17 protein-coding genes are annotated in these 14647 nt (G+C 55.2%); 13 read left to right on the forward strand and 4 right to left on the reverse strand.

Annotated features, from left to right (window positions below; genetic code table 11):
• The first annotated feature begins 105 nt into the window (after positions 1-105).
• On the forward strand, positions 106-780 hold the full coding sequence (locus ACJO5Y_RS01605; RefSeq protein WP_406984571.1) for a glutathione S-transferase family protein: 675 nt from the start codon (positions 106-108) through the stop codon (positions 778-780).
• 23 nt (positions 781-803) lie between these two features.
• Here the strand turns inward: ACJO5Y_RS01605 and ACJO5Y_RS01610 are convergent, their stop codons facing one another.
• The gene (locus tag ACJO5Y_RS01610; RefSeq protein WP_406984572.1) at positions 804-1838 is read right to left on the reverse strand and encodes an aldo/keto reductase; all 1035 of its coding nucleotides are present in this window, start codon (positions 1836-1838) and stop codon (positions 804-806) included.
• A gap of 100 nt (positions 1839-1938) precedes the next feature.
• Here ACJO5Y_RS01610 and ACJO5Y_RS01615 point away from each other — a divergent pair, with 100 nt between their 5' ends.
• Positions 1939-2844 (forward strand): LysR family transcriptional regulator, encoded by a 906-nt coding sequence (locus tag ACJO5Y_RS01615; RefSeq protein WP_406984574.1) that lies wholly within the window; start codon positions 1939-1941, stop codon positions 2842-2844.
• Here ACJO5Y_RS01615 and yddG read toward each other — a convergent pair whose 3' ends face one another.
• Both yddG and ACJO5Y_RS01625 read right to left on the reverse strand, forming a co-directional pair.
• Positions 2845-3741, reverse strand: coding sequence for an aromatic amino acid exporter YddG (gene yddG, locus ACJO5Y_RS01620; RefSeq protein ID WP_406984576.1), 897 nt, complete (start codon positions 3739-3741; stop codon positions 2845-2847).
• 89 nt (positions 3742-3830) lie between these two features.
• A complete protein-coding gene (locus ACJO5Y_RS01625; RefSeq protein WP_406984578.1) occupies positions 3831-4562 on the reverse strand; it encodes a helix-turn-helix domain-containing protein in 732 nt (243 codons plus the stop codon).
• Between the two features lie 147 nt (positions 4563-4709).
• Between ACJO5Y_RS01625 and ACJO5Y_RS01630 the strand changes: the two genes are divergently transcribed.
• Together ACJO5Y_RS01630 and ACJO5Y_RS01635 are read left to right on the forward strand one after the other, a co-directional pair.
• Positions 4710-5519 (forward strand): thioesterase family protein, encoded by an 810-nt coding sequence (locus ACJO5Y_RS01630; RefSeq protein WP_406984580.1) that lies wholly within the window; start codon positions 4710-4712, stop codon positions 5517-5519.
• Between the two features lie 107 nt (positions 5520-5626).
• The gene (locus ACJO5Y_RS01635) at positions 5627-6520 is read left to right on the forward strand and encodes a DMT family transporter (protein ID WP_406984581.1); all 894 of its coding nucleotides are present in this window, start codon (positions 5627-5629) and stop codon (positions 6518-6520) included.
• Between the two features lie 46 nt (positions 6521-6566).
• Here the strand turns inward: ACJO5Y_RS01635 and ACJO5Y_RS01640 are convergent, their stop codons facing one another.
• Positions 6567-6818 carry a hypothetical protein gene (locus ACJO5Y_RS01640; protein WP_406984582.1) on the reverse strand — a complete coding sequence of 84 codons (252 nt, stop codon included), beginning with the start codon at positions 6816-6818 and terminating at the stop codon, positions 6567-6569.
• Between the two features lie 275 nt (positions 6819-7093).
• On the opposite strand from ACJO5Y_RS01640, the gene trxA reads away from it, so the two are divergent.
• The 9 genes from trxA (at position 7094) to ACJO5Y_RS01685 (ending at position 14643) form a co-directional block, all read left to right on the forward strand.
• The gene (gene trxA / locus ACJO5Y_RS01645) at positions 7094-7417 is read left to right on the forward strand and encodes a thioredoxin (RefSeq protein ID WP_406984583.1); all 324 of its coding nucleotides are present in this window, start codon (positions 7094-7096) and stop codon (positions 7415-7417) included.
• Positions 7418-7553: 136 nt separating this feature from the next.
• Positions 7554-8507 (forward strand): LysR family transcriptional regulator, encoded by a 954-nt coding sequence (locus tag ACJO5Y_RS01650; protein WP_406984584.1) that lies wholly within the window; start codon positions 7554-7556, stop codon positions 8505-8507.
• Between the two features lie 132 nt (positions 8508-8639).
• Positions 8640-9059 (forward strand): ACT domain-containing protein, encoded by a 420-nt coding sequence (locus ACJO5Y_RS01655; protein WP_406984585.1) that lies wholly within the window; start codon positions 8640-8642, stop codon positions 9057-9059.
• 21 nt (positions 9060-9080) lie between these two features.
• Positions 9081-10796, forward strand: a complete 1716-nt coding sequence (locus ACJO5Y_RS01660) for a protein adenylyltransferase SelO (protein ID WP_406984586.1) — start codon at positions 9081-9083, stop codon at positions 10794-10796.
• A gap of 78 nt (positions 10797-10874) precedes the next feature.
• The gene (locus ACJO5Y_RS01665; protein WP_406984588.1) at positions 10875-11699 is read left to right on the forward strand and encodes an isocitrate lyase/PEP mutase family protein; all 825 of its coding nucleotides are present in this window, start codon (positions 10875-10877) and stop codon (positions 11697-11699) included.
• Between the two features lie 60 nt (positions 11700-11759).
• The gene (locus ACJO5Y_RS01670; RefSeq protein ID WP_406984590.1) at positions 11760-12062 is read left to right on the forward strand and encodes an ArsR/SmtB family transcription factor; all 303 of its coding nucleotides are present in this window, start codon (positions 11760-11762) and stop codon (positions 12060-12062) included.
• 152 nt (positions 12063-12214) lie between these two features.
• The gene (locus tag ACJO5Y_RS01675; RefSeq protein WP_406984592.1) at positions 12215-13189 is read left to right on the forward strand and encodes a zinc-dependent alcohol dehydrogenase family protein; all 975 of its coding nucleotides are present in this window, start codon (positions 12215-12217) and stop codon (positions 13187-13189) included.
• Positions 13190-13232: 43 nt separating this feature from the next.
• A complete protein-coding gene (locus ACJO5Y_RS01680; RefSeq protein ID WP_406984594.1) occupies positions 13233-13532 on the forward strand; it encodes an antibiotic biosynthesis monooxygenase family protein in 300 nt (99 codons plus the stop codon).
• Between the two features lie 70 nt (positions 13533-13602).
• Entirely contained in the window at positions 13603-14643 is a 1041-nt protein-coding gene (locus tag ACJO5Y_RS01685; protein WP_406984596.1) for a zinc-binding alcohol dehydrogenase family protein, read from the forward strand.
• Positions 14644-14647 lie beyond the last annotated feature (4 nt).

Below are 14647 nucleotides of genomic sequence, written 5' to 3' on the forward strand. Positions count from 1 at the left end.
TGATCTTGCAAAATTGCAATTCTGCCTTTCCGATTTTGCGAATGTTACTCACCGAGTGCAAGCGCGATACTGAGCCCGATCTGAATCCAATAAGGAGAACCGTCTATGACTCGCGAGTTCGAGCTAATCACCCATGTACTGTGCCCCTACGTTCAACGCTCGGTCATCGTCCTGAGTGAAAAACGAATTCCCTACAGGCGCACGGACATTGACCTGGCAAACAAACCAAAGTGGTTTCAGGATATTTCCCCGTTGGGCAAGGTGCCGGTGCTCGTGGTGGGGAAACGACAATCCCTTTTTGAGTCAGCTGTGATCTGCGAATACCTCGATGAGGTGACACCAGGCTCGCTGCATCCGGAGGACCCATTGGAGCGTGCCGATCACCGCGCCTGGATAGAATTCGGGTCTGGTCTGTTGAATGGCATTGCCCAACTGTATAGCGCACCAACACAGGAAGAGTTTGATGCCTCACGTAACAGGTTACGGATACGATTCGGGCAATTAGAGAATCGGCTGGGCGGCGGTCCTTATTTCTCCGGGGAGAACTTTCAGATCATTGATGCTGTCTACGGTCCGATTTTCAGGTATTTCGATGTGTTTGAGTCTGTGGTGGACCTGGGCATTCTGGAGAATGTGGAAAAGGTTCATATGTGGCGGGACCGCTTGCGGACTCGGGAGTCGGTTCGCAAGGCGGTCTCCCTTGACTATCCGGATCGTCTGTTGGCCTTTGTTCGGGGAAGGGGTAGTTATATGTCCCAACTGGTGGCTTGCGGCAATTGAGGCGTCGACCCGGAATTTCTTTGCTACACCAACGGAGGGTTAACGCGTTTGAACCCTTCCTGGGTTTGATAAGGGTAATAGGGGTAAGGCGGTGTCACGGCACTGACCTCATCAAGCTGGGTGATCTGCTCAGGAGTCAGGTTCCACCCCACTGCACCCAGGTTCTGCCGAAGTTGCGATTCGTTACGTGCACCCATGACCACAGTGGCCACGGTGGGTCTTTGCAGCAACCAGTTTATCGCGATCTGGGGCACAGTCTTATGGGTTTCCTCGGCGATCTCCTCCAGAACGTCGATAACCCGGTACAGGTGTTCGTCATCCACCGGGGGCGCAAACTGCGCTGTCTCATGCAAGCGGCTGGTCGACGGTAACGGCTGCCCCCGCCGGATTTTACCGGTCAGCCGGCCCCAGGCCAGTGGACTCCAAACGGCCGCGCCGAGCCCCTGATCCTGCCCAAGGGGCATGAGTTCCCACTCGTAATCCCGGCCGACCAGTGAATAATAGGTCTGGTTGGCAATATAACGGGAGTAGCCATATCGGTCAGCCACCGCAAGGGATTTCATTATCTGCCAGCCGGAGAAGTTCGATACGCCCACATAGCGGATCTTTCCTTGCCGGATCAACAGGTCCAGCGTGCTCAACACCTCTTCCACCGGGGTACGGGCATCGAATGCGTGCAGATAATACAGATCGATATGATCGGTGTTCAGCCGTCTCAGCGACGCTTCACATGCTCGGATCAAGCGTTCCCTTGAAGAGCCGGCATCGTGGGGGCCATTGCCCATGGGCAGGGTGGTTTTGGTGGAGATCATCAGCTGCTGGCGCTTGCCCCGGATCGCTTTTCCGAGCACTTCCTCGGACGCACCATCGGAGTACACATCCGCAGTATCAAACAGGGTAACGCCAGCATCCAGGCATATATCCACTATACGGCGTGCCTCGTCACTCTCGGTATTGCCCCAGGCACCAAACAGAGGGCCCCGGCCACCAAAGGTACCGGCGCCAAAGCTCAATGCGGGAACTTTCAGGCCAGAAGCGCCCAGTTGACGGTATTCCATAGCAGTTCTCCTCTCGCGTCGTTGGTAACTCGACGATACAGAGGCCTTTACTTATGATATAGACATCCTGTTGTCACAATATTTGTGAAATGAATTCACTATGCCTCAATCCTCCACCAATCGCCTGGCGGCCATGGAAATCTTCAGTGCTGTGGTAGAGCAGGGCAGTTTTTCGGCCGCCGCCCGGGCCTGCCGGTTGACCCCATCTGCCGCCAGCAAGGCGATTACGCGCCTGGAGCAGCGGCTGGGAACCAAGCTGATTCATCGCTCCACCCGGCAAATGCAGTTGACTGCGGAGGGCCGATGGTTTTACGAACGTTGCTTCCACATCCTCAGTGACCTGGAAGAGGCGGAAAGGGGAGCGAGTAGAGCAGTAGAGCCTACGGGGCACTTGAGGGTCACTGCCAGTCTTCCTGTCGGCCACGGTTTTTTACTGCCGATTGTTTCCAGGTTTCTGGCACAGTACCCCGGTATTACACTGGAGCTGTCGTTAACTGATCAGGTAGTCAATCTGCTGGCTGAGCATACGGATGTGGCCGTCCGTAATGGTCCTCTCGAGAACTCCAATCTGGTAGCCCGCAAGCTGGGTGAAACCCGTATGGTGATAGTGGGAGCCCCGGAATATCTAGAACGACATGGCATGCCGGTCACCGTAGAAGAACTAAGGACACACAATCGTCTGGGTTTCAGTTTTTCCCGGCATACTACCGCCTGGCCCCTGATGATTAATGGCGAGCACACTGAACTCATGCCTCAGGGAAATCTGTTGGTCAGTGATGGGGAAACCATGCGCAAACTGGCAGTCGAGGGTGCCGGGTTGGCACGTTTGACCCGATTCCTGGTTGATGAAGACATACGCCAGGGTCGACTTGTGCCGGTTATGGAAGACCACAACCCCGGAGACCGGGAAGAGGTCCACGCGGTTTTTCTGGGGCAGGGCCGTTTGATGCCGGGTCGGGTTCGGGCATTCCTGGATTATCTCTACGACAACATCCAGATAAACTGATCATTGAACGACTTCAGGCTCGGCAACCGGTTGACGCCTGGCCCTGCCGGCAATCAGTGAACCCACTACGATGAGAACACTTGCAGCGATCACGGCGCTGGTGGCTTCTCCATAACCCGCCGCGATCAGCAAAACCACGGAAATGAGGGGAGCACTGTATGCCAGGGTACCAAGCAACTGGATGTTGCCGTGCTTCACGCCATAATCCCAGGTGAAAAAGGCAATACCAACCGGGCCCAGGCCAAGGCCTAACACGCCCGCCCATTGAATCCACCCAGTTGGCCACACTGTGGTTTCCCAGACCAGGTGACACACCAGGGCCAGAACGGCGGTCACGCCACAAAACCAGCCCACGGCATCAGTCGGTACGGTTTTTACCAACCGGGACAGAACAGAGTATGACGACCAGATCAACGCACAACTGAAGGCCACCAGGTAACCGTCCATGTTACTCGCCGCAAAACCACTGCTATTCCGCCCGATCAGCAACCAGCACCCCACGAGGGCGAGCACAGCTCCCACAATGTGCTGTTTCCGCAGGGACTCGCCGGGCAAGAGGGACGACAACAGAACAATGAACAGCGGCCAGAGATAGGCAATCAGGCTGACTTCGACAGCCGGAGCCAGCGTCATCGCCTTGAAGTAGGCAAAGTGGTAGCCGAACAGGCCACCAACCCCGATACACCAGGCCAATAGGGGTTGACGCATATACCGGGTTCCATTATGGCCCGCGCGGAACCAGCGAACACACATCAACAGGAACGCGATGCCAAAGGTCATCGCCATCAACTGGAATTCCGGAATCTTCCCACCAGAAAGCTTGGTCAGCAGCGCAAGCGTTCCCCACAGAAACACAGAAATTGAGCCAATCCACGTTGCCGTGACGATGGTTGCCATAGGTTCTCCCAGACACAATCAGTTCTTGAAGTTCAGGGGAGGGAGTCTATGCCCGGTGGAAGGGCCTCTGCTTTCCGATTAAGGCAGCATTATTTCGATTTTCGGCGGAAATGGCTTGGCGATTTTCCAAAGTGACGGGAGAAGCGGTCACTGAAGGACGACAGCGAACTGTACCCCACAGAGTCCGCAATGCGCTGGATATTGAGATCAGTCTGTTCCAGTAATCTCCAGGACTCCTGCATGCGGAGTTCGGTCAGGTAGTGGTGGGGTGTCATGCCAATCTGGTCACGGAACAATTCATTAAGCTGCCGAATACTCAGGTGAGCAACGGCCGCGAGTTCGGCAACGATGATTTTATTGTGGAAATTATCATCAATGAACTGTTTTGCTGTAGCTACCCTCCGGTCAAGCTTCAGTTTGTCGCCGTGGCGCTCCTGCAAGAGCTGGATCAACAAAAGCAGCATCTGATGCTCTGTGTGAGATGACGCCGCCCCGTTTAACATTTGCGAGTGCAGAAACCGGACGTAATGAAGTAATGCCGAATCCAGCTCAACAAAACAGGGGAGCCGTTCCAATGCAGGGGCCAGGGCCTCTGGCACATCGGCCACCAGAAATCGATTCTCTTCAGATGCGGAATACCCATGGTCGCTTCCGGACGGAATAACCGCAGACCGGTTTCGCTCGACGTTACCTTCGGTCTGGTCTACAGACAGCGAAAGCCTGCCCAACAGCGGTAACACCAACTGGTGGTGGTCATGGGAATGTTTTTTCCCCTCATGGCCGTAGCTTCGCAGGTGCAGATTAGGGCTGGATGTCATCATAGGAAGAGTATATTCCCACTGAATACTCCATTGGTACTAGTGCGAAAGCTAATCTGATTATCGGTGGCGTGCTACTTTTTAACCTATAGCGAACAAATAATGAATAGCGCTCGATCACCGGGATGGCCAACACTCTGGAGCTGACCAATGTCTGAAATCGCTGCTTCCGTGAACAACTGCGTGTTCCGCCGGCAGGGTAGGCGTATTCTTCCCACCGTGTTGTCACGCGGTCCCTGGAGTCCCGATGCTCAACACGGCGGTGCGCCGGCCGGCCTGATCACTGGGCTTGCCGAGGAGGCGCTGGCGCCGGAAGGCTACCAGCTGGTACGCCTCACCATGGAGCTACTTCGACCGGTGCCGGTGGCGGAACTAAGCGCCACCGTGGACGTCGAGCCGGGCCGCACGGTACGCCGGGTGAGGGTGACTCTGCGTCACGGTGACACGGTCGTGGCCAGCGGCCTGGCAGTGATGGTACGGGGTACGCCCATCAGCGAGGGGGCCGCCGCCGATGAACGCCCACTACCTCCGCCTGCACAATGCCACACGCCGGTCTGGATTCCCGGCATGACCGATGAGGAGAGTTTTCATTATACCGCCATGGAGTCCAGGGTCGCCGGCGGGAGCACCCAAAGCCCGGGCCCGGCAGCGGCCTGGCTGCGGCTCACCGTACCGCTGGTGGAGAGCATGGAGACCACCCCCTTGATGCGAGTCGCCGCCGCCTCGGACTTCGGCAACGGATTAAGCTGGATGCTACCTTTAGAGCGCTATTTGTTCGCCAATACCGACCTCACCTTCTATATCCAGCGGCCGCCGGTGTCCGAGTGGGTGGGGGTGGACAGCCGTACCTGGATCGAAACCTCAGGTATCGGAATTACCCGCTCCGTGCTGCATGACGAGAGTGGGCCGCTGGGCTTTGCCCAGCAGAACCTTCTGGTGCGGGAACGGCGTGTGAGTTAAAGGCGCCCACTAAACTTTCGTTCGTAACCTCGGGTACTGGCTCTAGCCCAATAAGCTGTCTCACGATAAACAGTCAGATAGAGCGCAGCAACGCCGAGGAGGCACTGATGAGTACCATTACCGTCAACAAGCCCACTGATCGCGGCCTGCTTAAATCACTGACATTCCCGTTCTTTTTCGTGGTGCTCTACGGGAGCGGTTTTGTCGGGGCGAAATACGGCCTTCCTTACTCGACTCCGATGAGCTTCTTGTCGCTTCGCTTTTTGATTGCTGCGGCAATTCTTCTGGTAGTAGCACGAATGCTCAAAGTTGCCGTTCCTACCTGGCAAGAGTTTTGGCATATCTCCGTGGCAGGATCGTTGACGGTTGCGATGTTCTCAATTGGGGTATTTGTATCGATTGACATGGGCTTGTCGCCCGCGTTGTCAGCTCTGATTATCGCTCTTCAACCCATCCTTGTGGGTTTTCTTGCCCGTTATATGGTCGGCGAAAAGCTCACCCTGATTCAGTGGGGTGGACTGGTCTCCGGTTTGGCAGGGGTGGCGATGGTTGTTGGTCACAATGTCGATTTCAGCATGGCTTCAGCCGTACCCATTACGATGTCAGTTCTGGGACTTTTGGGGTTGACCTTCGGAAATCTGTATCAGAAAAAATTCTGCTCCAACATGAACGTAATATCCGGCGGGTGCATCCAATCATTCGCATCTGCTGTCATATGCCTATTGCTGCTCCCCATCTTTGACCAGTACAGGCTGGAGTGGACCGTTGAGTTTGTCGGTGCACTGTTGTACATGTCAGTGGGTGTATCGATTGGCGCGCTTACGCTTCTTTATCTGATGATAAGGAGGGGAGAGGTAAGCAAGGTCGCAAGCGTATTCTATCTGGTCCCCGTTTCCGCCGCGGTTGCGTCTTACCTGATATACAACGAGACATTCGATGCTCTCACGCTGGTTGGCACGGCGGTTGTCGCTTTGGGTGTTTTCCTGACAACTAAAGGATGAAAACGCACCGTCCCTGGTGCCAAGACGCAGGTGAAACTTCTAAAGATCAACCGCTGCTTTTGGAACGTACTTCTCCACGGATAACGATCTGACCGCTGTACGGGGCCGGTTCGGCAGAATCATTCTTTGCGTCGCGATCCTGAATTTCACCGCGAATCACCATCTGACCGCTATAGGGAGCGGGCTGAGCCTGCTCGGAGCGGGGCTCGTCTGATTTGCGGTCTGCGAAGGTAGCGTGTGCGGGCAGGGCAGCGACGGTAACAAGTGACGCGAGGGTAAACAGTGCAATTCTGCGCATTTTAGTTTCTCCTGGGTTCGAATGATTTCAGCTGAGACCGATGCCGCCAATCGACTCGATATCAGATGAGCGAAGTATGGAACCGGAGAATGGCGAGGAATAATTCTCAAACAGTATGGGGTACATCATTACTTATGATGGGCCTTACGCCTCTGAACGGCATGTAAAAGCACTCATCATTCTGGGAAATAGGACGTATATGGCCCCGCAATTGGTTTTTGAGCTTTCAGAGTCGCAATGTGTCACCGAGGCAATCTAGTTAAGGAGACAATCTTATGAGCAACATTATCAATGTGACAGACGCAAACTTTGAGCAAGCGGTGGTTCAGAGCGATCGGGCAGTGCTGGTGGATTTCTGGGCACCGTGGTGTGGCCCCTGTAAGACAGTCGCCCCCATGTTGGAGGAAATCGCCGATGAGTTTGGTGACGAGCTGACCATTGCCAAAGTGAACGTGGACGACAGCCCGGACATCACGGCAAAAATGCGTATTCGGGGGATTCCGACATTGGCCCTGTTTCAGGACGGAGGGGTTATTGCCCAAAAAACTGGAGCTGGCAGCCTGGGTGAATTGAGGACCTTCGTAAAAGGGCACTTGTAACCCAGATCCAAAGCCTCCTGAACAGGAGGCTTTCTGGTATAGGAGCTCGCAAACCACACCTTTACCGGAATATCGTAATTGCCATCAAACTATTTGCCAGCCAGACTGATCGGGGTCCCATTTCCAGGAATGCCAAATGAAAACGCAAGAGCTTCAGTTGCTTTACATCTTCGATGCCATAATGACCGAGCGCTCAGTTACCCGTGCAGCGGATCGGCTCGCGATGACCCAGCCTGCGGTATCCAACGCGATTTCAAGAATGCGTCAGATCTGGAACGATCCACTTTTCGTCCGTAAAGGGCGGAACATTGAGCCAACTTCCTATGCGGTGAGTCTTTGGCATCAGGTGGGGGATCACATGTACGCTCTCACCAACGCGGTCAGCGCCACACAGTTTGAGCCGGCAACATCAAAGCGGAAATTTCGCATCGCGGTAACGGATGTAACGGTTGAGATGATCTGGCGTCAGCTGCTTGAACTGCTGGAAAGTGAGGCTCCTGGTGTGGATGTCCATGCCGTTCCGTATACCCCCGAGGGAACCTACGACGACTTGCGGGAAGCGCATGTGGATCTGGCCGTGGGAATGCTGAATCAACATGACCACAGCCTGCGAAGCACATGGCTGTTCGAAGGTGGATATGTGCTGGCGATGCGTGCGGACCATCCGCTTGCGGGCCGCCAAATTACGATGGACGAATTTCTTGATGCCCGGCACCTGCTTGTGACGATGTCGGGAGATGCTCACGGTTTCGTGGATGGCTATCTCGACCAGAAAGGCCAGAGCAGACGGATCGCGGCGACAGTGAATCATTTTTCAATTGTTCCCCGGATACTCCGGGAATCAAACCTGATTGCTTCTGTTCCCGAGTTGATCAGTCAGGATTGTGGCTTCGTGGACGGATTATGGATGGGTGAGCTTCCGTTTGAAGTGGATCCAACCAGCTTGTACCTTATCTGGCACACCCGCCATGACCGCGATCCCGGGATTGTCTGGCTGCGAAATCATGTGGAACGGCTTCTACGGGAGCGCTGGCACGACATCATGACCAACTCTCCGTGCGGCTATTCGGCTACCAGAGCCATTGCTTAAGTTCTGGCTCGAATCCAGACAATTGCTCGAAGAAAAACTTCTGCCGGTATGTCACAGTAGTATGAGCGCTAGTTCCGACAACCAGGGGCGGAAAACGACATTTGTTCATAATAGGCCGAAGGATAGCTAGAGATGATGCGACCACAGTTTCTCCAGGATTTGATAAAACAGCTCTCGCCAAAACTGGATTCGACGTCCTATGTCTACTGCACAGTGCCAAAGGCAAAGTATGGCGAATTGGAACACCTCAAGCCCATCGTCAGCATTGCCGAACTGGAAGGTCTTACCCTGGTTATTCCTCTTGAGGAGGCTAAAGCCGAGGGCCTGGACTATTACCGGGTTTTTCGTCGCATCACCCTGGAGGGCCACTCCAGCCTGGAAGCTCTGGGTCTCACATCCGTGGTAACCAGCCTGCTGGCCGAACGGGGCATTACCACCAATGTCATCGCAGGGTTTTATCACGACCACATGTTCGTACCCAGTGATCGCATTGATGAGGCCATGAAAGCTCTGAAGGAACTGGCCAGCCAACCGACTGTTGGCCATGATTGAACCAACGCAAGAGGAGTCCCTATGACAACGCGGCATCGCCTGGATACGCCCCCAACTGTCGCGACCCTCGACGATCTCGCACCTTTGGCAGACTATTCACTCATGGACACGCTCAACTGCGATCCTGAGGGGAAAGCAGACGGAGCTGACCACGCGCCACGGCAAGTCTTCTCAGGGCACTATGTTCCGGTCAAACCCACGCCAATCGAAAACCCCGAATACGTCGCGCATGGGAAAAATCTGTTTCGCGAACTGGGTTTTGCCGACAGCATGGCGCAGTCCAGCGACTTCGTCCGCATGTTCTCCGGCGACTTATCCCGGGTTCCGGAGCCTCTGCGCAATGTCGGGTGGGCGTGTGGCTACGCACTTTCCATCTACGGCACCGAATTCTACCAGCAATGCCCCTTCCAGACCGGCAATGGCTACGGCGACGGACGCGCTATTTCGGTGCTCGAGGCTGTCATCAACGGGCAGCGCTGGGAAATGCAGTTGAAAGGGGCAGGGCGCACACCATACTGCCGCGGCGCGGACGGCAGGGCCGTTCTGAGGTCCAGTGTGCGGGAGTTCCTGGCCCAGGAGCACATGCACGCGCTCGGTGTGCCTACGTCAAGGTCTCTAAGTCTGTACGTGTCGAAAACCGAGCAAGTCAGGCGTCCATGGTATTCGGAGGGCTCACGTTCAATAGATCCCGATATCCTTATATCCGAGCCAGTTGCCATCTCTACGCGTGTGGCGCCGTCGCTCATTCGGGTAGGGCAGCTCGAGCTCTTTAGTCGGCGAGCCCGCAAGCAGGAACACCCGCAGGCGATGGAGGAGCTCGAGAAGATCGTCTTACACCTGATCGATCGTGAGTACGGTGACGTTATCGACCAGTCACTGGCCACCGCCGAAAAAGTAGTGTTGCTTGCACGTGAGTTCCGCAGCCGACTGACGTCGCTTGTTGCGAACTGGATCCGTGTTGGCTACTGCCAGGGTAACTTCAACAGCGACAACTGTGCGGCGGGCGGCTTTACGCTCGACTATGGACCCTTTGGATTCTGCGATGTGTTTGATCCGCAGTACCAACCATGGACGGGTGGCGGGCATCACTTCGCGTTCCTCAACCAACCAGCAGCGGCCGAACGCAACTTCCATTCGTTTTGCTCGGCGGTTCGGCCGTTGCTGGCAGGGCATCCAGACTGTCTGCAGCAGCTGGAAGAAATTCAAAGTGATTTCCCAAAGGTGATGCAAACGCAAATGGAGGAGATGTGGGCGGCCAAGCTTGGACTTGACGTTTTTGAGGCGGATTTGTTCCGCGAGCTGGCTACTCTGATGATGCAAACGCCTGTTGATTACACCCTATTCTTCCGGGAACTTTCGTACTTGCCAGATGACATTGAGCCACTCAAGAAGAGCTTCTACAAGGGCCCGACCAATGCTGCAGACCCCGGAGGGATGGACAAGCGCTGGTCAGCGTGGCTCACAAAATGGCAATCGCTCACTCAATCTCGCTCTCCTGAGGAGCTTTCGAGTCAGATGAAGCTCGTCAATCCAAAGTACAGTTTGAGGGAGTGGTTCGTTGTGCCTGCTTATCAGCAAGCGGCAGCGGGGAATTACGCTTTGCTGCGAGAACTGCAGGACGTGATGACGCAGCCATACGCCGAGCAATCGGAGGACGCAGAGAAGAAATACTACAGGCTGAAGCCGCCGGAGCTCTTTGAGGTTGGAGGGTCGTCACACTATAGCTGCTCGTCGTGACGGGCAGCCGATAGAACTTTCTATTCCAACTTTTCTCTCGACGCGTGCTGGTTCCGATCTGACCTTTAAGGGAATTCTATGACTGACCACAACAGGTCGCAAAAGCGTGCCGCATTTCGTGATTTACATCAGTCAGGCTGTTTCGTGCTACCGAACCCGTGGGATGCCGGAAGCGCAAAGCTCCTGGAAAGTCTGGGGTTCAAGGCGCTGGCAACAACCAGCTCAGGCTATGCCTGGTCGTGCGGACGCGCGGATGGACAGCTTTCGCGTGCCGAAACCCTGGGACATATGCGCATGATGGTTGAAGCCACAAATTTACCCGTTAATGCCGACTTCGAAAGCGGATTCGCGGATACCGCAGAAGGTGTGGCTGAAAGTGTGCGTATGGCCTTGGAAACTGGCGTGGCAGGACTTTCTATTGAGGATTCGACAGGTATTCCCAGTAGCCCATTGCGAGAGATTGGCGAGTCGGCTGAGCGGATCAGTGCAGCGCGAGCCGCAATTGATGCCAGCGGCGGGGATGTGCTGCTGGTTGGTCGCGCGGAGAACTTCTTCGTCGGCTGCGCCGATCTTGATGACACCCTAATACGCTTGAAAGCCTATGCGGATGCCGGGGCAGACTGCCTGTACGCACCGGGTATCAAAACGCGAGAACAAATCAGTGCTGTGGTCACTGCGGTTGCTCCCAAACCGGTCAACGTTTTGATCGGCTGGGACAGCGATTTTACCCTTCAGGACCTGGCTGAGCTTGGGGTGAGGAGAGTCAGCCTGGGCGGAGCGTTGGCACGTGCAGCCTGGGGAGGCTTTATCCAAGCGGCGCGCTCCATAGTCGAGGAAGGTCGGTTCGATGGTTTTGCAAACGCGCCTTCCGGAGCGGAACTCAACTCGCTGTTCAGGAAGTAAGCCAAGAAATGGCGGTTTATTTTGTATTGACATATCGGTAAATTTCGATATCATCAGATTATGGAATTGATCGAAATATTCAAAGCTCTCTCAAATCGTACGCGCCTTGAAATCCTGAAGGGTTTGAAGGATCCCGTAAAGAACTTCCCTCCACAGGATGAAGGGGACGTTCATACTGTAGGCGTCTGCGTCAGCAGCATCCAGGAAGGCGTCGGACTGTCGCAGTCAACGGTGTCTAATTACCTTGCAACTCTGCAACGAGCGGGCCTGGTCAAAGTCCGGCGAATCGGGCAGTGGACTTACTACAAGCGCAATGAAGAAGTCATCAGCGCTCTTGCCGAGGTCATCCGGAAAGAGCTGTAATTATTTACTCACTAATATCGGTAATTCTCGATATCTAATTTTACCGAAAGGAGGGTAAAATATGGAATGAGATCGCAGGAAAAAGGCGTAAATTTTTACCACACTACATCGTAATTTCGCGATATCCAATTATGCAGAAACGAGGATCTACAATGAAAGCGCAGATACTTAAATCATTTGGCGGCCCGGAATCGTTCGAGCTTTCCGAGGTACCCAAGCCGGTGCCGCACGCGGGTCAAGTTCTGGTCCGGGTACACGCAACCTCCATCAATCCGTTGGATTACCAGGTCCGACGAGGCGATTACACCGACCTGGTGCCACTGCCGGCCATTACCGGGCATGACGTATCCGGTGTTGTCGAAGCCGTTGGGCCAGGTGTGACGAGCTTCGTGCCAGGCGACGAAGTCTGGTACACCCCGCAGATTTTTGACGGCCCTGGAAGTTATGCCGAGTACCACGTTGCAGCCGAAAGCATTATCGGGAAGAAGCCGCCCTCGCTGAGTCATCTCGAGGCGGCCAGCCTGACCCTGGTTGGCGGGACGGTGTGGGAAGCATTGGTCGTGCGTGCTGCGCTCAGAGTGGGGGAGAGCATCCTGGTGCACGGCGGTGCGGGAGGCGTCGGCCATGTAGCGATCCAGGTGGCAAAAGCCATGGGCGCCAGGGTGTTCACCACCGTGCGCGAAGCAAACTTTGAGTTCGCACGGAGTCTGGGTGCCGATGTGGTCATCGACTACAAGAAAGAAGATTACGTCGACGCCATCCTGCGGGAAACCGGTGGCCACGGCGTCGATGTAGTGTTCGACACCATCGGCGGCGATACATTGTCGCGCAGCCCCGACGCACTCGCACAACTTGGCCGCGTGGTCTCAATTGTGGACATTGCCCAGCCACAAAACCTCGTGGAGGCCTGGGGTAAAAACGCCAGTTATCACTTCGTATTCACCCGACAAAACCGCGGCAAGCTGGATGAGTTGAGTGCATTGGTAGCGCGCGGACAACTGCGGCCACATGTAGGCGCGGTGTACGCCCTTGCCGACATTCCAGCCGCCCACGCCCTGCTGGAGACACCCACCAACGGTCTCCGGGGGAAAATCGCGATTGCCGTCGAGCCATCGCTCGTCTCGTAAGTGCGTGCATCTAACCGCTTAAGTCAATTTGAGGGAATGCCCCATGGTTTATGAAATCGCTCTACTACCGGTTCACAAAGAACAGATTGAACAGTTCCGACGTGCATTCGAAGACGTTGTGCCTTTGCTCAAACGCGCAGAGGGTTACGGCGGCCACATGCTCGCGCAAGGCATCGAAACGCCCGAGTTATTCAACTTGATCGTGCGATGGCGATCACTTGAGGATCACACGCCGGGCTTCGAAGCGAGTGAAGATCATCGGGTGTTCATGATGGGCTTAGAGGAATATTTTTCCGAAGAACCGAAGGTCTATCATATCGAGGGGGCGGCTTTTTCGTCGTGATTGCGCTGTTTATCGCATTGTAGAAAGAGATCAGACTGCCTGTTACTACCAACCTATAGTGGAGACAAACATGAAAGCCGTTGGATATACCGAGTCCTTGCCCATCGACGATCCCAAATCCCTGCAGGACCTGGAACTGCCTCAGCCAGAGGCCAAGGGACGGGATTTGCTGGTCCGGATCAGGGCCATTGGCGTCAATCCGGTCGATTTCAAAGTACGGCGACGGGCTGCGGCAGAGCCGGGCCAGGTCAAGGTACTTGGCTGGGACGCCGTCGGAGAGGTGGTAAAGGTAGGTGAGGGCGCATCAATGTTCAAGCCGGGCGACCAGGTTTACTACGCAGGCGACGTTACCAGACCGGGCAGCAATGCTGAGTACCAGGTCGTTGATGAGCGTATCGTCGGCCGCAAACCCTCCAGCCTGACCGACACGGAGGCGGCAGCGCTGCCCCTGACCACCATCACCGCCTGGGAAATGCTATTCGATCATTTGGGCCTAAAGCAGCAGGCGCCAGACGAAATCACGGCGACTGAAGATGTGATTCTGGTTATCGGTGCGGCCGGTGGTGTCGGCTCCATCTTGATCCAGTTGGTTAAAAAGCTGACTGGCGCCACTGTGATTGCCACAGCGTCCCGCCCAGAGTCCCAGCAGTGGGTGAAGTCGCTGGGCGCGGATCACGTGGTTAATCACCGCGAGCCACTGCAGCCGCAGATCGAGAAACTGGTATCAGAGGGTAAAATTGCCCAGATTACCCACGTGGCCAGCCTGCACGCTACGGATCAATACCTTGATGATTACGTGTCGGTCCTGAAGCCGTTTGGCAAAATTGCCATGATTGACGACCCAGCCTCTTTGGACGTGATGAAACTCAAACCAAAGAGTCTATCTCTGCACTTTGAGTTCATGTTTGCCCGTTCAATGCACAATGCCGATGACATTACAGTTCAGCACGATCTCTTAGAAACGGTTGCGGGCCTGGTCGATCAGGGGCACATTCGCACGACCGCCGGGAAACATCTCGGTGTAATTAATGCTGAAAATCTGCGAGCGGCTCATTCCGAATTAGAGGCTGGAACGGCCGTGGGCAAGATTGTACTGGAGGGGTTTGAGTAATGGG

Origin of the sequence: Marinobacter alkalisoli (genome assembly GCF_045449855.1) — a bacterium.
Classification (GTDB): domain Bacteria; phylum Pseudomonadota; class Gammaproteobacteria; order Pseudomonadales; family Oleiphilaceae; genus Marinobacter.